The organism is Bradyrhizobium sp. WYCCWR15520, from assembly GCF_056174665.1.
In genome coordinates this window covers 1-23,410 of record NZ_JBWBWM010000025.1, presented here as the reverse complement: position 1 = coordinate 23,410, position 23,410 = coordinate 1, and the positions used below count along the sequence as shown (strand labels likewise).

Annotated in this window: 23 protein-coding genes; 13 read left to right on the top strand and 10 right to left on the bottom strand. The window is 63.5% G+C overall.

Annotation, left to right across the window (positions count from 1 at the left end; genetic code table 11):
* Positions 1–13 precede the first annotated feature (13 nt).
* The gene (locus tag AC0QUY_RS26710; RefSeq protein WP_161849692.1) at positions 14–439 is read right to left on the bottom strand and encodes a YybH family protein; all 426 of its coding nucleotides are present in this window, start codon (positions 437–439) and stop codon (positions 14–16) included.
* 333 nt (positions 440–772) lie between these two features.
* Between AC0QUY_RS26710 and AC0QUY_RS26705 the strand changes: the two genes are divergently transcribed.
* Positions 773–1,201, top strand: a complete 429-nt coding sequence (locus AC0QUY_RS26705; protein WP_475389211.1) for a hypothetical protein — start codon at positions 773–775, stop codon at positions 1,199–1,201.
* Positions 1,202–1,314: 113 nt separating this feature from the next.
* Here the strand turns inward: AC0QUY_RS26705 and uvrB are convergent, their stop codons facing one another.
* The 5 genes from uvrB to AC0QUY_RS26680 form a co-directional block, all read right to left on the bottom strand.
* Complete coding sequence (gene uvrB / locus AC0QUY_RS26700; protein WP_475389210.1) at positions 1,315–4,251, bottom strand: excinuclease ABC subunit UvrB; 2,937 nt, start codon at positions 4,249–4,251, stop codon at positions 1,315–1,317.
* A gap of 108 nt (positions 4,252–4,359) precedes the next feature.
* The gene (locus AC0QUY_RS26695; RefSeq protein WP_475389308.1) at positions 4,360–4,593 is read right to left on the bottom strand and encodes a hypothetical protein; all 234 of its coding nucleotides are present in this window, start codon (positions 4,591–4,593) and stop codon (positions 4,360–4,362) included.
* Positions 4,594–4,595: 2 nt separating this feature from the next.
* A complete protein-coding gene (locus AC0QUY_RS26690; protein ID WP_161849688.1) occupies positions 4,596–4,835 on the bottom strand; it encodes a hypothetical protein in 240 nt (79 codons plus the stop codon).
* Between the two features lie 148 nt (positions 4,836–4,983).
* Positions 4,984–6,204, bottom strand: a complete 1,221-nt coding sequence (locus tag AC0QUY_RS26685; RefSeq protein ID WP_475389208.1) for an NAD(P)-binding domain-containing protein — start codon at positions 6,202–6,204, stop codon at positions 4,984–4,986.
* Positions 6,194–7,099, bottom strand: a complete 906-nt coding sequence (locus tag AC0QUY_RS26680; RefSeq protein WP_475389206.1) for a LysR substrate-binding domain-containing protein — start codon at positions 7,097–7,099, stop codon at positions 6,194–6,196. Before AC0QUY_RS26680 ends, AC0QUY_RS26685 begins: the two co-directional genes overlap by 11 nt.
* Positions 7,100–7,403: 304 nt before the next feature.
* Here AC0QUY_RS26680 and AC0QUY_RS26675 point away from each other — a divergent pair, with 304 nt between their 5' ends.
* The 8 genes from AC0QUY_RS26675 to AC0QUY_RS26640 all read left to right on the top strand — a co-directional run bounded on the left by AC0QUY_RS26675 (position 7,404) and on the right by AC0QUY_RS26640 (position 15,181).
* Positions 7,404–8,165 carry a TSUP family transporter gene (locus tag AC0QUY_RS26675; protein ID WP_475389205.1) on the top strand — a complete coding sequence of 254 codons (762 nt, stop codon included), beginning with the start codon at positions 7,404–7,406 and terminating at the stop codon, positions 8,163–8,165.
* A 29-nt stretch (positions 8,166–8,194) separates the two neighbouring features.
* The gene (locus AC0QUY_RS26670; protein WP_161849684.1) at positions 8,195–8,431 is read left to right on the top strand and encodes a hypothetical protein; all 237 of its coding nucleotides are present in this window, start codon (positions 8,195–8,197) and stop codon (positions 8,429–8,431) included.
* A gap of 177 nt (positions 8,432–8,608) precedes the next feature.
* On the top strand, positions 8,609–10,324 hold the full coding sequence (locus AC0QUY_RS26665) for a hypothetical protein (RefSeq protein WP_475389203.1): 1,716 nt from the start codon (positions 8,609–8,611) through the stop codon (positions 10,322–10,324).
* A 209-nt stretch (positions 10,325–10,533) separates the two neighbouring features.
* Positions 10,534–11,529, top strand: a complete 996-nt coding sequence (locus AC0QUY_RS26660) for a hypothetical protein (RefSeq protein ID WP_475389202.1) — start codon at positions 10,534–10,536, stop codon at positions 11,527–11,529.
* Positions 11,530–11,680: 151 nt separating this feature from the next.
* The gene (locus AC0QUY_RS26655; protein WP_475389200.1) at positions 11,681–12,388 is read left to right on the top strand and encodes a glutathione binding-like protein; all 708 of its coding nucleotides are present in this window, start codon (positions 11,681–11,683) and stop codon (positions 12,386–12,388) included.
* 212 nt (positions 12,389–12,600) lie between these two features.
* A complete protein-coding gene (locus AC0QUY_RS26650) occupies positions 12,601–12,879 on the top strand; it encodes a hypothetical protein (protein ID WP_475389199.1) in 279 nt (92 codons plus the stop codon).
* Between the two features lie 187 nt (positions 12,880–13,066).
* Complete coding sequence (locus tag AC0QUY_RS26645; protein WP_475389198.1) at positions 13,067–14,611, top strand: peroxidase family protein; 1,545 nt, start codon at positions 13,067–13,069, stop codon at positions 14,609–14,611.
* A 357-nt stretch (positions 14,612–14,968) separates the two neighbouring features.
* Positions 14,969–15,181 carry a VOC family protein gene (locus AC0QUY_RS26640; protein WP_475389196.1) on the top strand — a complete coding sequence of 71 codons (213 nt, stop codon included), beginning with the start codon at positions 14,969–14,971 and terminating at the stop codon, positions 15,179–15,181.
* A gap of 286 nt (positions 15,182–15,467) precedes the next feature.
* Here the strand turns inward: AC0QUY_RS26640 and AC0QUY_RS26635 are convergent, their stop codons facing one another.
* Both AC0QUY_RS26635 and AC0QUY_RS26630 read right to left on the bottom strand, forming a co-directional pair.
* Positions 15,468–16,157 carry an HAD family hydrolase gene (locus AC0QUY_RS26635; protein ID WP_475389194.1) on the bottom strand — a complete coding sequence of 230 codons (690 nt, stop codon included), beginning with the start codon at positions 16,155–16,157 and terminating at the stop codon, positions 15,468–15,470.
* Positions 16,154–16,348: a cysteine-rich CWC family protein gene (locus AC0QUY_RS26630; RefSeq protein WP_475389193.1), complete on the bottom strand. Its 195-nt coding sequence runs from the start codon at positions 16,346–16,348 to the stop codon at positions 16,154–16,156. The genes AC0QUY_RS26635 and AC0QUY_RS26630 overlap by 4 nt, the downstream gene beginning before the upstream one ends.
* A 110-nt stretch (positions 16,349–16,458) precedes the next feature.
* Between AC0QUY_RS26630 and AC0QUY_RS26625 the strand changes: the two genes are divergently transcribed.
* From AC0QUY_RS26625 to AC0QUY_RS26615, 3 genes are all read left to right on the top strand, one after another.
* Entirely contained in the window at positions 16,459–18,024 is a 1,566-nt protein-coding gene (locus tag AC0QUY_RS26625) for a DUF1800 domain-containing protein (protein WP_475389191.1), read from the top strand.
* The gene (locus AC0QUY_RS26620) at positions 18,024–19,271 is read left to right on the top strand and encodes a DUF1501 domain-containing protein (protein WP_475389190.1); all 1,248 of its coding nucleotides are present in this window, start codon (positions 18,024–18,026) and stop codon (positions 19,269–19,271) included. The genes AC0QUY_RS26625 and AC0QUY_RS26620 overlap by 1 nt, the downstream gene beginning before the upstream one ends.
* A 65-nt stretch (positions 19,272–19,336) precedes the next feature.
* Positions 19,337–19,699 carry an endonuclease domain-containing protein gene (locus AC0QUY_RS26615; RefSeq protein ID WP_475389189.1) on the top strand — a complete coding sequence of 121 codons (363 nt, stop codon included), beginning with the start codon at positions 19,337–19,339 and terminating at the stop codon, positions 19,697–19,699.
* Positions 19,700–19,852: 153 nt separating this feature from the next.
* Here AC0QUY_RS26615 and AC0QUY_RS26610 read toward each other — a convergent pair whose 3' ends face one another.
* Positions 19,853–20,791 (bottom strand): aldo/keto reductase, encoded by a 939-nt coding sequence (locus AC0QUY_RS26610; RefSeq protein WP_475389187.1) that lies wholly within the window; start codon positions 20,789–20,791, stop codon positions 19,853–19,855.
* A gap of 449 nt (positions 20,792–21,240) precedes the next feature.
* Between AC0QUY_RS26610 and AC0QUY_RS26605 the strand changes: the two genes are divergently transcribed.
* Positions 21,241–22,599, top strand: coding sequence for a metal-dependent hydrolase family protein (locus AC0QUY_RS26605; RefSeq protein WP_475389186.1), 1,359 nt, complete (start codon positions 21,241–21,243; stop codon positions 22,597–22,599).
* Positions 22,600–22,630: 31 nt separating this feature from the next.
* Here the strand turns inward: AC0QUY_RS26605 and AC0QUY_RS26600 are convergent, their stop codons facing one another.
* Positions 22,631–23,092, bottom strand: coding sequence for an N-acetyltransferase family protein (locus tag AC0QUY_RS26600; RefSeq protein ID WP_475389184.1), 462 nt, complete (start codon positions 23,090–23,092; stop codon positions 22,631–22,633).
* Positions 23,093–23,410: the final 318 nt, after the last annotated feature.

Here is a 23,410-nt window from a genome sequence, read left to right as displayed (position 1 = left end):
GGCCCGAGCGATCCTACTTGCCCGCGTTCCATATGTCGGTGGCAAGCTTCCAGTCGTTTCCGACCTTTTCCCAGACAACAACATACTTTCCGGTCACTTCCTGCGGTGTCGCTCCCTTGGTCTTCAGGACGAACGTGCCGATCTCGCGTGCCGCCGAAGGACCAAGCGGCTTGACGTCGACGGTTGTGAGCTTCGGATCGCCAACCTGTTCCGCCATGCCTTTCCACATTACCTCGATGGCTGGCCGGCCCTGCACCATCGCAGAATCGGGCGGCAATGCAGTCGCATCAGTGGTGTAGAGCGACGCAATCCCGGAGAAGTCGCCCTTGTTGAAGTACTCCATGAATTTGGTGTTGATTGCTTCAATCTCGGCCTTCTGAGCCGAAGCCGGCACGGTCAACGAGATCACGAATGCAATCACCAGGGCTATGCTGCGCATGATCATCTCCAACCAATGTACGATGCGAATGCAGGGGCGGTGGTTGTCCTGACTCGAAGTGGATGCAGTGACTGCCGCATCCCAGACTGGGTTTGGTGGAACAGCAACTCCGGGGAACTACCGTCAGCAGCATTGACGAACCGGAGCAGCGCGGCGTCTTTGCGGTATTTTTTTCGTTCCAGGTGCGGTTCAGTTCTCACGGGTTGCAGCGAGGGAACCGTTGCTGTCGGCGCGTTGCGCCCAGACAATGCCACGAACTTGAACAAGCCTGTCGCAGCTTCGCGCATCACGCAAAGCGATCCAAATCGATTTGCTCGAACCCAGGGGTGGGACATGAAGTATGTGACCGGATTCCTCGCGGCAATTCTGCTGATGCTAAATGTGTCAGAGGCAAGTTCCGCAGTACGCATCACGAATGATCGAGGCGGTCGGATCGCGACTTACATCGTCAAGTATCAGCGCCTGGCCTCATCGGGCGAATCCGTGATCATCGACGGTCTGTGCGCCTCGGCATGCACCATGGTGCTCAGCGCGCTCCCTCACGACAGGATCTGCGTAACCTCGCGCGCGACGCTCGGCTTCCATGCGGCCTGGAATTTCGGCCCCAATGGTCGTGCCTTCACCGATCCCGAAGCAACCGTGATGCTGTACTCGACCTATCCGACACCGGTGCGCCGCTGGATCGCTCGCAGGGGCGGTCTCAGTCCTCACACCATCTTTCTGAGCGGAAGGCCGCTGCAGCAGATGTATCGACCGTGCTGAAGCAATCCATGCTTCCACGTGTGGTGAGATGGATTGCTTCGCGGAGCCTGTCATCGGGCGCGCATTCGCGCGACCCGTTGGCTCGCAATGACGGCTGTTGACGAGAGAGGCGGCTACCGCTTCTTCCACCCGCCCCGATGCCCAGGCGCGCCGCCGCTCGACCGCGGCGCCGGGCCGAACTCCGGCCCTGACTGTCGCGAGTCGGTCGGCTGGAAGATCTTGCTGCCGCCGCCGAGCTCCGGCTTGCGCGGCTTGGTGGCGTCGGGGCGATAGGGCAGGGATTCCGGGCCGTGCATTTCGTCCAGGTGGGGTTTGTGGACTTTGGAGGTGGTGGGACTCGGGGAGGAGGGCGCGCCGCTGCGGCTGGATTTTAGGGCGGCCTGCACGCCTTTCTTCTTCATCGCGCTCACCGGCAAGTTCGCGGATTCGCCATACTTCTTCGTTCCCGCATACGCGCCGGCCTGTTTCTGCACATTCCGCTGCTTGGCGGTGGGGTCGTCGACGACAGCCAATTCCGTGGCGCGGAGGCGTTTGACTTCGTCGCGGAGTCTTGCCGCTTCCTCGAAATTTAGATCGGCGGCGGCTTCGCGCATTCTGGTTTCGAGATCGTTGAGCACCGCCTCGAAATTGTGGCCGATGCTGATGACGTCGTCCGCCATGCCGCCGTCGCCGATTTCGACCAGCACGTGGTCGCGCTCGTAGACGGAGTTGAGGATGTCGCCGATCGACTTCTTCACGCTCTCCGGCGTGATGCCGTTGGCCTCATTGTACTCGACCTGCTTTTCGCGGCGGCGGTTGGTCTCGGCAATGGCGCGCTCCATCGAGCCGGTCATCTGGTCGGCATAGAGGATCACCTTGCCGTCGACGTTGCGCGCGGCGCGGCCGATGGTCTGGATCAACGAGGTCTCGCTGCGCAGAAAACCTTCCTTGTCGGCGTCGAGGATCGCGACCAATGCGCATTCGGGAATGTCGAGGCCCTCGCGCAAGAGGTTGATGCCGACCAGCGCGTCGAAGGCGCCGAGGCGGAGGTCGCGGATGATCTCGATGCGCTCAATCGTGTCGATATCGCTGTGCATGTAGCGAACGCGGATGCCCTGCTCGTGCAGATATTCGGTGAGGTCCTCCGCCATGCGTTTGGTCAGCACTGTTATCAGCGAGCGATAGCCGGCCGCTGCGGTGGCGCGGACTTCGCCGACGAGGTCGTCGACCTGGGTGCGGGCGGGGCGAATATCGACCGGCGGATCGATCAGGCCGGTCGGGCGGATCACCTGCTCGACGAACACGCCGCCGCTTTCGTTCAGCTCCCAGCCGCTCGGCGTCGCGGAGACCGCGATCGATTGCGGGCGCATCATGTCCCATTCCTCGAACCGCAGCGGACGGTTGTCCATGCAGGAGGGCAGGCGGAAACCGTATTCGGCGAGCGTCGCCTTGCGGCGGAAGTCGCCGCGGAACATGCCGCCGATCTGCGGCACGGTGACGTGGCTTTCGTCGGCGAACACCAGCGCGTTGTCGGGCACGTATTCGAACAGCGTCGGCGGCGGCTCGCCGGGGCGACGTCCGGTGAGGTAACGCGAATAGTTTTCGATGCCGGCGCAGCTACCGGTCGCTTCCATCATTTCGAGGTCGAAGGTGGTGCGCTGCTCCAGCCGCTGCGCTTCCAGCAGGCGGCCCTGGTTGTTGAGTTCATCGAGCCGCTGTTTCAGCTCGGACTTGATCGACTTGATCGCCTGCACCAGCGTCGGGCGCGGCGTCACATAGTGCGAGTTGGCGTAGATCTTGATGAATTCGAGATCGTCCTGCTTGTGGCCGGTGAGCGGATCGAATTCTTCTATATTTTCCACGGTGTCGCCGAACAGGTTCACGCGCCAGGCGCGGTCCTCATAGTGCGCCGGGAAGATGTCGATGACGTCGCCGCGTACGCGAAATGTGCCGCGGGTAAAGTCGGCTTGTGTGCGCTTGTACTGCAGCGCCACGAGATCGGCGATCAATTGCCGCTGGTCGATGCGCTCGCCCTTCTTCAGCGCAAACGTCATCGCGGTGTAGGTCTCGACCGAGCCGATACCGTAGATGCAGGACACGGAGGCGACGATGATGACGTCGTCGCGCTCCAAGAGCGCACGCGTCGCCGAGTGGCGCATGCGGTCGATCTGCTCGTTGATCGAGGAATCTTTTTCGATGTAGGTGTCGGTGCGCGGGACGTAGGCTTCGGGCTGGTAGTAGTCGTAGTACGAGACAAAGTACTCGACCGCGTTGTCGGGGAAGAAGTTCTTGAACTCGCCATAGAGCTGGGCCGCCAGCGTCTTGTTCGGCGCCAGGATGATGGCGGGGCGCTGTGTCGCCTCGATCACCTTGGCCATGGTGTAGGTCTTGCCCGAGCCGGTGACGCCCAGCAGTACTTGGGTGCGGTCGTTGCGGTTGATGCCCTCGACCAGTTCGGCGATCGCGGTCGGCTGGTCGCCCTTCGGCTGATATTCGGACTTGATCTCGAAGCGCACGCCGCCTTCGGATTTCTCCGGGCGCGGCGGCCGGTGCGGCGTCCACACCTTCATCGAGCCGTCGTCCTTGCGGAATTCCGGACGGCCGTCGCGGATCAGGTTTTCCAGCGCGTCGGCGGTGGCCTTGACGCCGAGCGCTTCCATCTTGTTGCGCGGCGGGCGGGCGAAGGCTTCGTCGTCGTCTTCCGCGGTGGGCAGGCCGAGCTGGCGGGCGAGTTCGGGGTCGAGCGTGGGGATGGTCGCCGAGGTGCCGTAGTTGGCTTGCGGGGCTTCTTCGAGGCCTTGCGTGGCATCGCGTTTCGCGACGTCGTCGCTCGTCCCCTTGGTCGAGGCCCGCGCGCGATGCGCTGCCGCCTCGCCGCCGGCGCGGCGGTCCCAGGAATTGTCGGGCGGCGGCTGCAGGCCGGTCCCCGAGCCCATGCCGGCATCGCCGCGGTTGAGCGCGGGATTGAGCAGTTCCGCCAGCGCCGGCCCGATCGGCTGAACGTCCGGCCGGTGCGCCTTGGATTTCGGGGATTTGCCGGGCTTTTTGGGAGTGTCGGGTTTCTTCGCCATGCGGCGAATATGGGACGAGTCAGCCAGCGAGAAAAGGGCAAACGGCCGCGCAAAAGCGTGCGCTTCCGCCTGTCAGCAGATGTCAGCAAGATCAGGAACCGCGCAATCTCAAACGAGCACGTCGTTGGTGTCTTTGGTGTCTTTTCTGACCGACGCCGCCTTGATGATATCCAGATGGATCCCGCCGCAGCGCGTGCAGCGCATGGTCCAGTATTCGGCGCCGGCGCGGCCGGGGATGATGCGCAGCACGGAGAGCGGCGCGTTGCAATCCGGACAGGTCGAGAGCACCGGCGTCGCCTGCAGCGTCTGCTCGGCAGTGGGGACGGCCAGTCGGCCGACCAGGGTTAGGTCCGGCTTTCCGCCGGCGTTGCCGGGCGCACGGCGAACCGCGGGCCGAAGCGGTCGATATGGGCCTTCGCATCCGCGATCGCCGCTTCCGGATCCGACCACGCGAAACCGACTTCGAGGGTCGGAAACGCCATGCCATCGATCACCACCGGTTCCTGATCGGCCCGTTGAATCCTGGCGTGCCATAGCCCTCTCCCTGCCTCGAACGACTGTATTTCAAAGCCGCCATAGATCATGGTGCGACCCCCGGAATTGCCCATGGCGCGACAACAGCACGGCGCGGCGAGATGAGATGTGAAGGGGTTCACATGCGATGGCGTTTTTCGGTGAGTTCCCCGGATGCGGCGGTCCACTCCCTCTCCCGCAGGCGGGGAGAGGTTGGATTCACCGGTATCCCAGAATGTGATCCGCCAGCACCGCGGCGTCGTCGCCGACGCCTGACAGGAACGAGGAGTTCATCTTCGAGAGCCATTGCAGGCCGAGGAAATACAGGCCGGGCACCGGAGAGATGCCATTGCGGTGAACCGCCTCGCCGCGTGCATCCGTTACCGGGATATCGATCCAGCTGAAATCGACGCCGTAGCCGGTGGCCCAGATGATCGAGGAGATGCCTTCGGCGGTAAGGTCGAGACGAGTGAGCGGCGCGGTGACGCTGGGCGGGTCGGGAAGCGTGGCGCGGGCGCCGGTCTCTTCCGGCAAGTCGAGGTGGCGCCGTTTGACATATTCATCGACGGTGTCGAGGAAGGTGGTGTAGGCGATGTCGCCTTCGTGCAGCGCCTTGTCGAGGCCCGGCGCGATCTCGATCACGCTGCCAACGGCGCTGTCGAGATGGCCGACGAGGATCATGCCGCGGGCGGCGAAGTCGCGGAAATCGATGCTGCGGCCGCCATAGGCGCCGGAAATCACCGGGCCGAGGCGCGCGGGCCCGCGCTCCTCCGGCGTGATCTGGTCGAACTGCATTTCGGCGAGCCACCAGATCAGGTCGCGGCCGCGGTAGCGGCGCGGCAGGCGGCGGTGCCGGCCGACCGAGAGATAGACGCGACGGCCGGCCTCGAGCAATTCCTCGGCGATCTGCGCACCGGACGCGCCGGCGCCGGCCACCAGCACCGCACCCGGCGGAAGCTGTTCGGGATTCTTGTAGGCGGAGGCGTGAACCTGAAACACCGGCAGATCGCGCAGCAGGTCCGGGATGACATTGCGCTGATAGGGACCGGTGGCGACGACGACATTGCGCGCCTCGATCGTGCCGTCCGTGGTCTCGGCGAGAAAGCGCCCGTCCTCGCGCTGCGACAGTCGCGTCACCTCGACGCCGCAGCGGATCGGCGGCGCGACGAAAGCGGCATAGGCCTCGATGAATCGGATGATGTCGGCAGTGTCCGAAAACCCGTCGGGATCACTGTGCGGAAACGGAAACTCCGGCAGCCGCACCGACCAGTTGGGAAACTGGAATTTCAACCCGTCCCAGCGTTCGCTGCGCCAGCGTTCGGCGATGCGGTGGCGCTCGACCACCAGATGCGCAAGCCCGCGCTGCTTGAGGCGGTGGCTCATCACCAGCCCGGCCTGGCCGCCGCCGATGACGAGCGTCTTTATGGTTTCATCCGGCATGTCTCTGGCCCCTGCGGCGCGTGGCGGGTTCTGCCGCCGCACGGATAACCCAGCGCCGGAACGCGGCGAAATCGCGCTGCCCTGTGCTGAACCCCCGATAGACCAGATACCAGCGCATGCCTTTCGGCACACTTAACGCAAAGGGGGCGATTAGCCGGCCGGCGGCGAGGTCGTCGTCGATATAGGGCCGGATGCCCATGGCGACGCCGAGCCCATCGACCGCGGCCTGCAGCGCCTGGCCGTAAAACTCGAATTCCGGCCCGCGGGCGGTGATGCGGGCGGTGCCGGCGGCCTCGAGCCATGCCGGCCAGTCGTCGGGCGAATGGGCCACCCGCAGCAGGGTCGGCCCCTTCAGGTCGGATGGGCGCTTGAGCGCGTTGGCCAGCCGCGGCGCGCAGACCGGCAGCAGGTCGGCGGCGAACAGGGGCTCGGCGATCAGGCCGGGCCATTCGCCGCCGCCGAGCTTGATGCCACAGCTCCAGTCCTCGCCGAACGGCACCGCGGCGCCGCCGGTGGTGATGCGGACGTCAATATCGGGTTCTTCCTTGCGGAAGTCCGCCAGCCGCGGGATCAGCCATCTCATCGCAAAGGTCGGCCCGACGCCGATGGTCAGCACGCGCACGCTTGAGGGCGCCGTCACCTGCGCGGTCAGGCTCGCCAGCGCATCGAAGATCGGTGTCAGCCCGCTCTGGTAGGCGCGGCCGGCCGCCGTGGTGACGAGGCGGTTGGCCTTGCGCTCGAACAGCGCCACCCCAAGCCGCTCCTCCAGCAGATGCACCATCCGGCTGACCGCCGCGGCTGATACGTTGAGCTCGGCGCCGGCCGCGGCGAAGCTGCCGCTGCGCGCCGCCGCTTCGAACGCCTTGATGCCGTTGAGAAAGAGCAGCCGCCGCACATAACCCTCAGGAAAACTGATGCCAGAGCAAGATAACTCAGTTTGCGCAGGCGCGACAAGCGAGGCACAAGAATGGGAGTAAGAGCCTGGGTTGAATCGGTGCGGCCGGTTTCAACCTCGCCTCGCTCTTCGCGGGGAGAGGTCGGCGCGTAGCGCCGGGTGAGGGGCTGCTTCCGCGAGTCCAACTGTGAGCGAGTTCGCGGAGACAGCCCCTCACCCCGACCCTCTCCCCGCAAGAGGCGGGGAGAGGGAGAAGGGGCAACGCGTTTTCAAGATCGGGCCCAGCCTGCGCAGGAGACTTCGCGTGACGCCGCTGATGATTGCAGCCCTCGGTGCCCTGATGGTCGCGACGGCGTTTCTGTCGGGGCTGTTCGGCATGGCCGGCGGGATGATCCTGATCGGCGTGCTGCTGGTGCTGATGCCGCTGCCCACCGCGATGGTGCTGCATGCGATCACGCAGATGGCGTCCAACGGCTGGCGCGCGTTCCTGTGGCGGGCGCATATCCGCTGGCGGCCGGTGTTCGTCTATCTGATCGGCTGCGCGCTCGCGCTCGGCCTCTGGTCGCTCGCCCGCTACGTGCCGGACAAGCCCATTGCATTGTTGCTGCTCGGGGCGACGCCGTTCATGGCGCGGCTGATGCCGAAGAATCTGAAGCCCAACCCCGACAGCATTGCGCAGGGGTCGTTCTACGGCTTCATCTGCATGGGGCTGATGCTGATGACCGGCGTCTCCGGTCCCTTGATGGACACGTTCTTTCTCGGCGGCAATTTCGGCCGCCGCGAGGTGGTCGCCACCAAGGCGACCTGCCAGGTCGCGAGCCATCTTACCAAACTGATCTATTTCGGCGGCATCGTCGACCAGGCGGCAACCCTCGATCCGGTGCTGGCAGCGGTTGCCATTGCCGCCTCGATGCTCGGCACCACGCTGGCGCGGCGCATCCTGGAAGCGATGAGCGATGCGCAGTTTCGCACCTGGGCCAACCGGCTGATCACGACGGTGGCCGGCTATTACATCCTGTACGGCGGCTGGCTGCTGTTCACGCGCAACAGTGCGCTGGCGTTTTGAGTTGGACCGCTTCTGACGCGGAGGCGCTGATGCGCGAGACGACCGATCCCCTGGTTCTCGATCTCGTCGAATGGATCGCGCGCGAGCCGAGGCTTTATTCCGAGGTGATCGAGACCTGGCGCACCTCATGCCCACGCCTGACGATCTGGGAGGACGCGGTCGATCGCGGCTATGTCGCGCGCCAGCCGGTGGCAGGCGAGGGCGTGCGGATTGCGATTACCCCGCGCGGCGAGCAGTTCTTGCGCGACAACCGGCGCGGCCGCTGATTCCCGAGAACTGCCGGTCACACAAGTTTTCGTGAATGTGGGCGCGGCAACATGCGGCCGCCCTCCGATCGCCTATTCAGTTTGACATCGTAAGGTTGCGGGGAGCCATTGCGATCTTTGCAATCAGTAATTGCACCTGACCAAATATTGCGCCGGCGCGAGGCAAGGGAGTTTGTCATGCCGAATATTGCGGATATGAAATGGTTCAAGGAGAATTTTCACGCTGAAGTCGAACGCGCGGTCGCGGGAACGCCGTTCACGCTGGATCTCTTGGTCGCGCTGGCCTGTCAGGAGACCGGCGATGTCTGGCCGATCCTGCGCAGGAAGCCGAACCTGACACTGGACCGCATCCTCGCGCTTTGCGTCGGCGACACGATCGATTTCAAGCCGCCCAACAAGGGCCGCAAGGCATTTCCGAGGAACAAGGCTCACTTGCTGTCGGTCCCGAGAGGCGACAAGATGTTCGCCATCGCCCGCCAGGCGTTGGTGGAGATGGGACAGCTCATTCCGGGATTCCCGGTGTCGAACCCGAACAAGTTCTGCCGCGGCTTCGGCATGTTCCAGCTCGATCTGCAATTCTTCAAGGAAGATCCGGACTATTTTCTCGAGAAGCGCTACGAGAAGTTCAGCGAAACGCTCGGCAAGTGCATCGGCGAACTAACCGACAAGGCGAAGAAGATCGGCCTGCTCAACAAGCCGTCGCTGTCAGACATGCAGCTGACGGCGGTCGCGATCGCCTACAACACCGGCAACTTCATCCCGAGAAAGGGCCTCAAGCAGGGCCATTTCGACGGCCATAAATTCTACGGCGAGCATATTTTCGACTTCATCCGCATGGCGCACACCGTCCCGGTGCCGGGCGGCTCGTCGGTATTGCCACCCCCGCCGCCCAACAGCGCCATCGTGCCGCCGCCGACGCCGGTCGAGGCCACAGGGCCGCTCCTCGTGGTCAAGACGCAGCTCACTCCGTTACGCGTGCGCCGCGAGCCGAAGATCAGTTCGCCGGCGACCAGGAATGTGATCGCGCAACTGCCGGACGGTCATGCGGTGCGTGCCGTCACAGGCACCCCGGTGAAGAAGTTCATCGAGATCGAAACCAGCCTGGCCGGCGCGCATATCCGCGGCTTCGCCTCGGCGGAATTCCTTGCTCCGGCGGCGGCCGACGTGACCGAGATCCCGGCGGTGGCGCTGATGATGGACGCGCCCGTGAGCGGCATCGTCGAAGTCATCATGCCGCGCCGGCGGGGCCTGATCACCAGGCGGACGAAGATCGCGGGCGCCCATTCGCTCAACGAGCCCGACATGCCGACCCGCAAGGGCCAGACTCCCGAGGAACTGCGGAGCAGCCTTAACGCGATCATCGACTATCTCGCTTCCGACAAGGCGGCGCACAAGCGCTACAAGCCGCGCAACGGCCTGACCTTCTGCAACATCTATGCGCACGACTACTGTATCCTGGCTGGCGTGTACCTGCCGCGGGTGTGGTGGACGCCCGGCGCCATCGAGCGCCTGGCGCGAGGCGAAAAGGTCGAGCCGCTGATCGACAACACCATCATGGAGATGCGCGCCAACGCCCTGTTCCGCTGGCTGCGCGACTTCGGGCCGCGCTTCGGCTGGCGTCAGACCAGTACGCTGACCAAGCTGCAGCAGGAGGCGAATATCGGCGCGGTCGGCCTGATCGTGGCGCGCCGGAAGCAGGACGGCAAATCGGGCCATATCGTCGCCGTGGTGCCGGAAACCAATGACGATCGTGCGACGCGTAACGCCGCGGGCGAAGTCACCAAGCCGCTGCAAAGCCAGGCCGGAGCCAGGAATTTCCGCCGCGGCACCGGTATGCTCAACTGGTGGAAAGGCGATCAGTTCGCCGAAAGCGCATTCTGGCTGCACGCCTGAGCCGGATGGATCGCGCCTCGCCCTGCGATCGAAGGCACGAGGCGTCCTTCGCGGCTGATGATATCGGAAGGGTCGATCGCGGCTATGCTGCGCGTCAGCCGGTTGCGGGCGGCGTGCGTGTCGCGGTCACTGCAAGTAGCGCAAAAGCAGGAAATTCGTTCGGAGCGTACGACAACTTTTCGCTGATATCCTGTGTGTGAGGTGTGCCGATGCAGGAAATCATTGATGCAGTCGCCAGGTTTCTCGGCGTTGGGAGAAATGCTGGTCGCAGAATAGTGGCTTTCGGTGCTGTGATGCTGCTCTTCTTAAGCGGCCTTCTGGCAGTAGCACTATATTTTATGCGAGCAATGGAGCCGACACGCCTCCATGCGGTGGTTGATAGAATTCTCGAGGATGCGCCAGGGTTCTTCGCTTTTCTGATAGGTGCTGCGGTCGCCTTGTTGATCAGTCTAACATTCCGAAATGTTATTGTTGGGCTTCAGCGGGAATCAAAATTGTATGCTCGGCAAATTTCTCACCGAGTTGGCGGCACCACAATTTCGGCGGACATTGGCGACCTAGCCGTCAGCTACCGAACCGATGGTAGGGGGCTGCGGCGAACCATAAAACAGTTGAGAGAGCAACTTGCCGCACTGAAGGACGAGCCGGCGCCGACGGACATTTCCGACCCCAATGCGCTCTTTCAAGTTGGACGGCAACGCTTGCTGGATGAGGCGGTTCGCATTGATTCGATCAGTCGTCGGAACCTAATAATTGGAATTCTTTTCAGCATAATTGCTCTAGCGGTTCTTGCCTGGCCGCTGGTTGCTGCATTCTTCCGGCAGATGAACGATACGCAGAACTTCAACGTTCTTGCTTGGGCTGCGCAATATTATTTGCCTCGTTTCGCTGTGGGCCTGCTCTTGCAGTTTGTCGGTTTCTTCTTTCTTCGGCTCTACGTAGCAAACGAACGTGATCTGAAGCATAACAAGAACGAGATCACTAATCTCGAGATGAAGATGATGGGAGTGCAACTCGCTCAGTCCTTTGGCGATGCCATTTCCAAGCGGGAAATTATGAAATCGCTTGCCGCAACGGAGCGCAATTTTCTGATCAAGAAGAATGAAAAGACGACTTCGATGGAGGCGCTCAGCGAGTACAACGATATGAAGGGCCTTATCGAGAAACTGATCGACAAGCTGCCGGGCAAGGGGAAAAACGGCTAGCGTCGCCTCAATGAGCTTCACTCAATTTTGAAGGCAGCAGCGCTACTATTGGCGCGCCGCTGTGTAACGGCCATTGACTCTCGCTTGCGATCTACCCAAATTCATGCAGTCGCATCTTTCTTGCGAAAACAACGCACGGTAGGATCGCCGCATGATCGACCTTCATTATTGGACCACGCCGAACGGCCACAAGATCACGATGTTCCTCGAAGAGACCGGGCTTCCCTACAAGATCTTTCCGGTCAACATCGGAAAGGGCGAGCAGTTCAAGCCGGAGTTTCTGGCGATTGCGCCGAACAACCGGATTCCGGCAATGGTCGATCACGAGCCGAAGGGCGGCGGAAAGCCAGTCTCGGTCTTCGAGTCCGGTGCGATGCTGCTGTATCTCGCCGAGAAGACCGGAAAGTTCCTGCCCGCCGACCTCTATGGCCGCTATGACGCGATCCAGTGGACGTTCTGGCAGATGGGCGGGCTCGGGCCGATGGCCGGACAGAACCATCACTTCAGAAACTACGCGGTCGAGAAAATCAAATACGCCATCGACCGCTACGTGAACGAGACCAACCGGCTCTACGGCGTGCTGAACAAGCGCCTGTCGGATCGTGAATTCATCGCCGGCGATTATTCGATCGCTGATATGGCGAGCTATCCCTGGATCGTGCCGTACAAGAACCAGGACCAGAACATCGACGACTTCCCGCACCTGAAGCGCTGGCTGGAAACCATCCGCGCGCGGCCCGCGACCGAGCGCGCCTACGCCAAGGCGAAAGAGGTCAATCCGAATTTCGGCCAGCCGGTGAACCGCACCGAGGAGGAGCGAAGATTCCTGTTCGGCCAGACCGCGGCGGTGGTGCAATAAGCAGGGGCGCGCGGCGAATGCCGCCATGGACATGCGGAGCCCCGGCCCGCGTGTCCTTTCCCGGCCCGATAGGCCGGGGATTCACCGGATATCCATCCCAAAGACGCATAGGCAATATCGGCGAATCGGGGCGAGAATTGCCCCCTGAACGCCCAACTTTTGCCGGGCCCGGGCGTTGTCAAACTGCAGGAACCATTCTTTCGGAGACGATTGTGGACACCACACTGAAGTTGAAGCCGCGCCCGACCAACGTGGCGTTGATCGCCTGGCAGTTCACCGGACAGCCGCTGCACGAATGGCCGAACTGGGTACAATCCACTTGCTCGCTGCAGCGAACCGAGGACGGGCACCTCGAGCTTCGACATGAAAGGCAAAGCGGGACGCAGATCGTGTATCTGGAGGAGTGGCTGGTGCGGGATCTCGATGGCGGTGTGTGCTCTTACACCGAAGCCGAGTTGCGCAAAGAGTTCGACATCGCGCCACGTCAGTGAAGTTGCTCACACAAATCGAAAAATAAACCGCTGGCACCACGCTCCGATTGGTCACAATCTGCGGATGGGTTTTGCTGATTGAACCCTCTCGAGGGGTATCGAGCTAATTTACCTGAACCTTTATCGACCTGACACCGCGACACACCGGTACCCCTCTTCTCCCAACATTTTTTGATTGGAGGAAGTGATGGCAACTCAAGTGAATGTCCAGCCCGGCCATGGCACGGCCGGCCGTCAACCGACCCGACAATTTCTTGATTCACTTTCCGGGCATGACGATCCCGGCATGTTCGGACGGATGTTTCCGAATCTCGAACCGCTCGCTGTCGACGACGCTCCGCTGAAGGAGCTTGCCGACGCGATGAAGGACGCCAATCCGGGTGACGCCGCCGGCAACAACACCAAGGTCCCGGCCGGGTTCACCTATCTCGGCCAGTTTGTCGATCACGACATCACGCTCGATCTCACCTCGCTCGGCGACAAGGTAGCCGATCCGCTGGGGATCGAGAACTTCCGCACGCCGGCGCTCGATCTCGACAGTGTCTATGGTCTTGGTCCGGACGGCAGCCGCCAGCTTTACGCGCGCAATCCCGGCGAGGCCAACGGCAAGACGCCGGGGCCGAAACTGTTGCTCGGCAAGACCATCAGTGTCGACGATATAACCATCACGCCGCGCAACGACCTGCCGCGCAATCCGGAAGGTTTTGCGTTGATCGGCGACCATCGCAATGACGAAAATCTCGTGGTTGCCCAGACGCACCTGGCGATGCTGAAGTTTCACAACAAGGTGTGCGACCACCTTGCCGCATCAGGGGTGCCGGCCGGTGAACTGTTTGCCCAGGCGCGCCAGACGGTGACCTGGCACTACCAATGGATGGTGCTGCATGATTTCGTGGAGCGCATCACCGAGAAGGGGATTGTCGCCAAGATCCTCGATCAGGGACGCCGCTTCTACCGCTTCAGGAAGACGCCCTATATGCCGATCGAGTTCTCTGCGGCGGCGTACCGGTTCGGCCACAGCATGGTCCGCGAGATCTACAGCCACAATCGCAAGTTCACGCCGGGCGGCGGCATTCCCGCCTCGCTTGACCTGCTGTTCAGGTTCACCGGCCTGTCGGGCGGAATCATCGGCGATCTCGCGCCTGATCCGGTGCAGCCGCCGCTGCCTATACCGGTGCTCTCCAGCAACTGGATCATCGACTGGCGCCGCTACTACGAAGTGCTGGCGACCAATCCCCCCGATGTGCGGCTCAATCCCTCGCGGAAGATCGATCCGTTCCTGATTCCCCAGCTGCACAATCTGCCGGGCGGCGGCGGCAGCCTGCCGTTCCGCAACCTCAAACGCGGCGTCATGCTCGGGCTGCCATCGGGACAGGATGTCGCCAGGGCGATGAAGATCAAACATCCGCTCACCCCCTCCGAGATCGCGAAGGGCACGGACGGTGCCGTGGCGAAGAAGCACGGCCTGCACGAGCACACTCCGCTCTGGTACTACATCCTCAAGGAGGCGGAGCAGCGCGGCGGCGGCGAAAAGCTCGGGCCGGTCGGCGCTACGATCGTAGCGGAAGTATTCGTCGGCCTCGTCAACGGCGACCATCAGTCGTATCTGTGGCTGAAGGGCAAGAACTGGAAGCCGACGCTGCCATCCAAGACTCCTGGTGAGTTTACGATGGCCGATCTGCTGCGGTTCGTCGGTGATATCAGCCCGATCGACGGCATTTCCACGGTCTAGGCGTTCGGCGCCTGCCTTCGTCTGAGGAGCTCCTGCGATTGCGCGACGCCAAGGCTCGCGCACAAGGCTCGCGCAATCGCAATGATGTTTCGCATGTCTGCATCCATCGTCATGGCCGGGCTCGTCACGGCCTTCCACGTCTTCGGGGAATGATGGAAAAGAAAGACGTGGATGCCCGGGACAAGCCCGGGCATGACGCTAGTGAGGAGCGCGCGGTTCTTGCGGCAGGCGCGCCAGTCGCCGGCATATCTCGAGTAGGCCGAGGCCGCGCTCAGCCTTGACAGCCTTTTCCCGTGACGGGCTCGCTCTTGACCACTGTTACGGGCGCGGATCAACCTGCGCTGCGTTGCGGCGCCATTGATCGATCCGGAGCTGCGCGACCGCGAGCAATTGCTCGCTGCATCGCTCACGGTCGCGCGTGCGGAGGAGATCAAAAACCTCTTTCTCACGTTTCAGGCGGCAGGCGTGACGTTCTTCCAGACGCTGCGGTGGGAGCCCTGGGGCGCGCGCAATTTCATCGTGAAGGATCCGGACGGGAATCTGCTGTTATTCGCAGGGCCTGCGGAATAGCTCTGGTCCTCCGGCGTCATTGCGAGCCAACGGGTCGGCGCGAAGCGCCGCCCGATGACAGGCTCAGCGAAGCAATCCACGCCTCCGCTTGCGGCGCGATGGATTGCTTCGTCGCTTCAGCGCAAAATTGCTCTGCAATTTTGTCGCGAGCTCCTCGCAATGACGGTTGCCGCAAGTTTCGTAGGGTGGGCAAAGCGAAGCGTGCCCACCATCACAAGCGCGGTGATAAATGGTGGGCACGGCGCAAGAGCGCCTTTGCCCACCCTACGCATTTTTGCAATGGCGGCTACGACGAGCGTCGTCCAAATCCGGCGCGCTCGCTCAGCATCGCCAGCACCGCATTCAGATCCGGCAGCACGGCCGCGCATTTCGCGCGGGTCTCTTCCGTCGGCGGCGTCATGTCCGGCACCATGATGGTGATCGCGCCGGCGGCATGGGAGGCGGCGACGCCGTGATTGGAATCTTCCACGGCGATGCAGGCTTGCGGTGGAAAGCCTAGGCGTGTCGCAGCGAGGAGATACAAATCCGGGCTCGGCTTGCCGCGCGTCACGTCGTCGAGCGTCAGGACGGTGTCGAATCGCGCGCGGATGCCGCCGAGCGAAAGGTTGCGTTCGGCGGAGCGCCGCGATGACGAGGTCACGATCGCCATCGGGCAATCGGCGGCGGCAAGCGCATCGAGCAATTCCAGCGTGCCTGGCTTGAGCGGCAGGCCGACCTCCATCAACCGGTCGCGGTTGGCGAGGAAGGCGCGGTTGATGTCGGCGAGCGGAAAGTCGGCGCCGTAGCGGTCGAGCAGCATCGCCTCGCAGGCCGGGCCGGGGAGGCCGACCATGGCGTGGCACAGCGTGACCGCGTCATCGGCGAAGCCGCCGGCCGTGAGCGCCGCGACGAGGCTCTCGAAATAGACTTTCTCGGTGTCGAGCAGCGTGCCGTCCATGTCGAGCAGGACGGCGCCGACATTCCATTTGCCGTTCATGCCGCACCCGCGCCGGCGCGCTGTTTGGCGAGTTTGCGCAGGCAGTCCGGGCAGAAACAATCGCTGCCGTCGACGGGCATCGGCATGCGGAACGCCTCGTCGCTGCACCAGCAGGGCCCGGACGGATTGCAGCCGAATTCGGTGCCGCAGCTTGCGCAGGCGAGACGGCGCGAGGATGGCTGATGTTCCATGCGATTTGTCATCAATGAGGCCGCATCCTGACGCGGAATTAATCCCGGGTTCACGCCGAAGCACGTTATATTGCGCCACTATACGCCGGGAAGAATTCTAGGGAAATCCGATGGCCCGCGATTCGCAAGCCGCCCTCGTTGCCCTCAATCGCTTCGGCTTCGGCGCGCGTGGCGGGGCCTCGGGCGATTTTCTCAATGCGGCATCCGATCCGCGCGGCTTCGTCAAGGCAGAACTCGGCCGGCCCAACGGCGCGCTGCTCGAAGTGCCGGGACTGCAGTCGACGCCGGCGCTCGGCAGGGCGGCGTTCGACTATCAGTTCGAAGTTCAACGGGCGCGCGATGCGGCCGCCAAATCGGCCGCGCCGCCGGCAGCAGGCGAGGGCGCATCGCCGCAGTCACCGGAAGCCAAGGGCCAGCGGCGAAACCTCTCGCTCAACAGCATCGCGATGGAAATGGCGCCGAAGGAGCCGCCCGCGAAGCCGCCGGAAAATGCGACGACGGCGGGCGTCGAGACGATGCAGCCTGCACCGCCAAAACCGTCGCCGCCGCGCACCGCAGAGCTCAACATTATCCAGAAAACCTTTCGCACTGAGGCGCTGGCGCGGCTGCAGCGCGCCGTCATCGCCGACGGCGGATTTGCCGAGCGGCTGGTGGTGTTCTGGTCGAATCATTTCTGCATTTCCGCGGCCAAGGGCGGGCTGGCGCAGATGTGGGCCGGCTCGTTCGAGCGCGAGGCGATCTGGCCGCATGTGCTGGGGCGCTTCGCAGACATGCTGAAGGCGGTCGAGCAGCATCCGGCGATGCTGTTCTTCCTCGATAATCAGCAATCGCTGGGCCCGGATTCGCGCGCCGGCAAGAACCGCAACCGCGGCCTGAACGAAAACCTCGCCCGCGAAATTCTGGAACTGCATACGCTCGGCGTCGGCGGCGGCTATTCGCAGGACGACGTGACGGCGCTCGCACACATCATCACGGGCTGGACCTTTGCCGGGAGGCTGGGCCAGCTCGGCGCGCCCGGCACGTTCGTGTTCAACGCCAATGCGCACCAGCCGGGCGCGCAGCGGGTGATGGGAAAAACTTACGACGCCGAAGGCGTCGCGCAGGGCGAGGCGGTGTTGGCGGATATCGCGCGCCACCCCTCGACCGCGAAATTCATTGCGGGAAAATTCGCGCGCCATTTTGTATCCGACGAACCGCCGCCGGCGCTGGTGGCGCGGCTGGCGGATGTCTTCACCAAAACCGACGGCGATCTGAAGGCGCTGGCACTGGCGCTGGTCGATTCCGAGGAGGCCTGGAAAACGCCGCTTTCCAAGATCCGCTCGCCCTATGAATTCCTGATCGCGGCCGGCCGGCTGCTGGCGCAGATTCCGAACAATCCGAACCTCTATCTCGGCGGCCTGAGGATGCTGGGCCAGCCACTATGGTCGCCGTCCGGGCCGAACGGTTTTGCCGACACCAACGCCGCATGGCTGGCGCCGGAAGGCATGAAGCTCAGGCTCGATATCTCGACGCAGATTGCTTCCAGACTCGCCGAGGGCGTCGATCCGCGCGACCTGCTCGAACTTGCCGCCGCCGACACCGCGTCGGTGGAGACGCGGCGCACCATCGAGCGGGCAGAGTCGCGGCAGCAGGCGCTGGCGCTGCTGCTGATGTCGCCGGAATTCCAGAGGAGATGATGTCGATGGAAACGAGCATGAATTGCTGCGAGGACATGCGGTCATCGGTGACGTCGCGGCGTGCCGTGCTGCTCGGCGGCGCCTCCTTTGCGGCGTGGGCCTACTTGCCGAAATTCGCGCGCGCGGCCGACGGCCGCGATCCGCGGCTCGTGGTCATCATTCTGCGCGGCGCGCTGGACGGGCTCGCGACCGTCGCGCCGATCGGCGACCCCGATTATGCCGGGCTGCATGGGGCGATCGCGTTGTCGCCAGGCGGGCCGAACGCGGCGCTGCCGCTCGACAATTTCTTTTCACTGCATCCGGCGATGCCGGAATTTTCGCGAATGTATCGCGACAAGAAGGCCGCGGTGATTCACGCGGTGGCAACGCCCTACCGCGACCGTTCGCATTTCGACGGGCAGGACGTGCTCGAAAGCGGCTTTGCCGGCCCCGGCCGGGTGCAGTCCGGCTGGCTCAACCGCGCGCTGGAAGGCCTGCCGAAAGGCGAGCGGGTGACAAGCGCGCTCGCGGTCGGGCCGGTCACGCCGCTGGTGCTGCGCGGCGCGGCGCCGACCGTCGGCTGGGCGCCGCTGGTAGTGCCGCAAGCCAGCGAGGACACCGCGATGCGGCTCGTCGAGCTCTATCAGCACCGCGATGCCGCACTGGCATCAGCGCTGAAGCAGGGCCTCGCGCTCGACAAGGCCGCGCATGGCGACGACATGAAGCCGAAACCCGGCGCTGGCGCCGGCGGCGTGGCGGCGATGCGGCTGGCGGCACGCGGCGCCGCCCGGTTGATGGGGGCCGACAACGGTCCGCGGATCGGCGCGCTCGCCTTCGACGGCTGGGACACCCATGCCAATGAAGGCGGACCCGTGGGGCGGCTGGCGCAACTGCTCGGCGGCCTCGATGGCGCATTGGCGGAATTCGAAACCGAGATGGGACCGCGCTGGCGCGACACAGTGATCGTGGCCGCGACCGAATTCGGCCGCACCGCGCGCATCAACGGCACGCAGGGCACGGATCACGGCACCGGCACGGTGGCGCTGCTCGCCGGCGGCGCGGTGAAGGGCGGCCGGGTGATCGCGGACTGGCCGGGACTGAAGCCGGCGAGCCTCTACCAGGGCCGCGATCTCGCGCCGACCACAGACCTGCGCGCGGTGATGAAGGGCGTGCTGAAGGACCAGTTCGGGCTGGCGGAAAAGGTGCTGGCGGAGAATGTGTTTCCGGACAGCGCTGCGGTGAAGCCGATGCAGGGGCTGGTGGTCTAACCTCTCCCCCGCCCTTTGCGGGGAGAGGTCGCCGCGCACTTGCGCGGCGGGTGAGGGGCAAGGCAATGCGTGGCCGCAATGAAAAGACCATCCGAATCGCAAGACGGCTGCGTGTCAATCAGACGGACGCTGAAAAGGTCCTCTGGAATCGCATCCGTAATCGTCAGATCGACGGAAACAAGTTCGCAAGGCAGCAACCGATCAGCGGCTACATATGCGATTTCGTCTGCCGTGAAAAACGTCTGCTAGTTGAAGTGGACGGCGGTCAGCACAATGAATCAGCCGCCGATGCAATACGCGACCGCCGCTTGACCGAGGAAGGTTACAAGGTGCTTCGCTTTTGGAACAACGATGTCCTTGGGAATACCGAAGGCGTTCTGACAGTAATTCAAACTGAGCTTTCGAGAGAGCGTAGCGGGTCCCCTTAACCTCGCCCCGCTTGCGGGGAGAGGTCGGATTGCGGAGCAATCCGGGTGAGGGGGTACAGGTCTCACGTCGTTCAGAACTCGTGGAAAGAGCCCCTCACCCTGACCCTCTCCCCGTGAAGGACGGGGAGAGGGAGCGGAGGGAGCCGTTTCCGCTCACTGCGTGATCCGATCCACTTCCGCCATCTCTTCCGCGCTCAGCGTCCAGCCGATCGCCTTCACGTTCTGCTCGACCTGTTCGACGCGGGTGGCGCCGGCGATGACGCTTGCGACTTGCGGGCGCTGGGCGAGCCAGGAGAAGGCGAGTTCGAGCATGGTGTGGCCGCGCGCTTGCGCGAAAGCCTGCAGCTGTTCGACGATGTCCTCGTTGCGCGCGGTGACGTAGCGGTCCTTCAGCGCGGGTGCCTTGGCGAAGCGGGTGTCGGCGGGGGCAGCAGCGCCGCGCTTGTATTTGCCGGTAAGAAGCCCGCTCGCCAGCGGGAAGAACGGCAACAGGCCGAGCTTGTATTCCGTGGCTGCCGGCAGCAGATCGTTTTCGATGCCGCGCACCAGGAGGCTGTATTCGTCCTGGCAGGAGACGAAGCGGCTGACGTTCATCTGCCGCGCCAGCATTTCGGCTTCCGCAATGCGCCAGGCCGGAAAGTTCGAATTGCCGATGTAGCGGACCTTGCCCTGGCGCACGAGATCGTCGAGCGCGCGCAAGGTCTCTTCCATCGGCGTCAGGGGATCATAGTCGTGCTGTTGGTAGAGATCGATGTAATCGGTCTTCAGCCGCGTCAGGCTGGCCTCGACCGCGGACATGATGTAGCGGCGCGAGGCGCCCTGCTTGGTGCCGTCGGTCGCCATCGGTTTTGCGTACTTCGTCGCCAGCACGATGTCCTTGCGGCGGTCGCCCAGCACCGTGCCGAGCACGGTCTCAGAGCCGCCCATGCCGGCGTAGATGTCGGCGGTGTCGAACAGGGTGATGCCGAGGTCGATCGCCTTGTGGATCACCTTGCGCGAGGTCTCCAGATCGGTGCGCTGGCCAAAGTTGTTGCAGCCGAGGCCGACGGCGGAAACGCGCAGGCCGGAGCCGCCGAGATTGCGAATTTGCATGGATCGATCCTGTGGGATGGTCGCGGGAGGGGACGCATTGTGGCCCGTGCCACTTCGCCTCGCAAGAAGCGGTGTCCCCGGCGCCCACGCTTGGCAGCTATGCGGCACAAAAAGATGCGGCCCCGGTCAGACGCGGCGACTGACGGGGACCGCTGGGGGCGCGTGATCTGAGACGGGGGGCCTGATCAGACGCAGGGGCAGGCTAGCCGCGTTTTGTTACGCCGCCGTGACACCGGGACTTATCCACAGGCTCGATGTCGCCAGCCAACTCCCAGGACAGCTAACCCGTTCACGACCCACGCTCGGCAGCTCTGACAATTCCGGCACAACGAATTCTTGAATCTCAGGCGTCTCAAAAAGATTCAAATGATACGCCTGGCGGCAAGCAACGATACAGGTTGTACCGCCTATGCTAGGATGACCAAGGGCGAATGCGCTTGGAGGGTCAAATGGTCTCCGGCTATCTCCGCCTTTTATCGGCGGCTCAGGTCTGTGCGGTAATTTTTTCGGCAGGTGCGGCGCAAGCCCAGCAGGGCGACGGCGCAACCACGCTCTTCAACAATGTCAGAATATTCGACGGCAAGGGCACATCGTTGTCAGAACCAACGAACGTGCTGGTTCGCGGCAACCTGATCGAAACAATTTCCCGAGCGCAGATCGCGGTTGACCGGCGCGCCGACACACGCGTCATCGAAGGCGGCGGGCGCACGTTGATGCCGGGTCTGATCGACAATCATTGGCACGCGATGCTGGCGCGCACCACCCCGGCAGAGGCGTTCGGTGACGTCGGTTTCAACAATCTCGTGGCTGGCGACGAAGCGACAGACACTCTGATGCGCGGCTTCACCACCATTCGTGACGTTGGTGGGCCGGCGTTCGGTCTCAAGCGCGCCATTGATGAGGGCATCGTCAAGGGACCGCGTATCTATCCGTCCGGCGCCATGATCACTGTCACGAGCGGGCACGGGGATTTCCGCCAGTTGACCGATCTGCCGCGGACGATCGGCGGCATGCTCACCCGCATGGAGCAGATCGGTGGCGCCGTGGTTGCGGACAGCCCTGACGAGGTGCGCGTGCGCGTCCGCGAACAGCTCATGCAGGGCGCCTCCCAAGTCAAGTTGACGGCAGGCGGCGGAGTGTCGTCACCCTTCAGTCCGATCGACGTCACCACCTTCACCGAGCCCGAACTGCGCGCCGCGGTCGAAGCGGCTGAGAATTGGGGCACGTACGTTGCTGCGCATGCCTTTACGCCGCATGCGATCCGGGGGGCTATAGCGGCTGGCGTGAAATGCATCGAACACGGCACCTTGATGGACGAAGCTACCGCCAAGCTGATCGCCGAGAAGGGCGTTTGGCTCAGCCAGCAGCCGCTCCCCGACGCCTTGAGGCTGGGCTTTCCCGAGGGTTCCGTCCAGCGTGCCAAGGCGGAGGAGGTCTGGCCCGGCATAGCCAGGTCCTACGAGTTGGCGAAGAAGTACAAGATCAAGACGGCGTGGGGCACCGATGTGCTGTTCTCCCGCGAGCTGGCGCAACAACAAGGGGCAATTCTGGCCTCGCTTGCCCGTTGGTACACGCCCGCTGAAGTGCTGGTCATGGCGACATCGACAAACGCCGAACTGCTGGCGCTGTCCGGAAAGCGCAATCCCTATCCGGGAAAGCTCGGTGTCGTGGAGCAGGGCGCGCTCGCCGATCTGGTCCTTGTCGACGGCAATCCACTGGAAAACATCGGCCTGATTGCCGATGCCGCCAAAAACTTCAAGATCATCATGAAGGACGGCATGATCTACAAAAATACGCTCACCCGGTGAGAAATCTCCATCGGTCCTCCGCTCGATCGAGTTAGAACAGCTTGCGGTAAACGACGAAGCCGGAACGCTCCGCCACCTTGTCGTAAAGCTGCATCGCGGTGTGGTTGGTTTCGTGCGTCTGCCAATAGACGCGCGATCCGCCGGCGAGCTTGGCCTGTTCGTAGACGCCGTTGATGAGCGCGCGGCCGACGCCCTTGCCACGCGCGTCGGCGCTCGTGAATAGATCCTGCAGATAGCAGTTCGGCTCGATCATGGTCGTCGAGCGGTGAAACAGATAATGCGTCAGCCCGAGCAGCTCGCCGCCGCTCTCGGCGACCAGCGCATGCACCGGTTCGTAGGCATCGAAGAAGCGGGCCCAGGTCATCGCCGTGATCTCGGGCGCCAGCGCGGTCGGACCCGAGCGGCCGTAGAAGGCGTTGTAGCCGTCCCACAGCGGCAGCCATTGCGCGTAGTCCTGACGGGTAACGAAGCGGATAGTGAGGTCGCCGGACATGCGAGATTTCCGTTGTGGTGGGAGAGGAGAGCATCGCGAACGCACGCTGCGGAGGTCCCTTACTACAGGCGCGGAGGGAAGCGATCAACTTTGCTGAGGTGTGCAGTCGACTCCCTCTCCCCGTTCTTCACGGGGAGAGGGTTGGGGTGAGGGGCTCTATCCGCGAGTCGCGTGCGTGGTGAGGCCTGTACCCCCTTGTATCTGCACGGCCAAGATTTGTGCGATGGAAGCGACTTAGCGTCTTGGCCGGTGGCCACCGGCCAAGACGCGTGGCGATGTCGCCCGTTCCCCCTCCGGCTACAACCGTGGGTGAGCTTT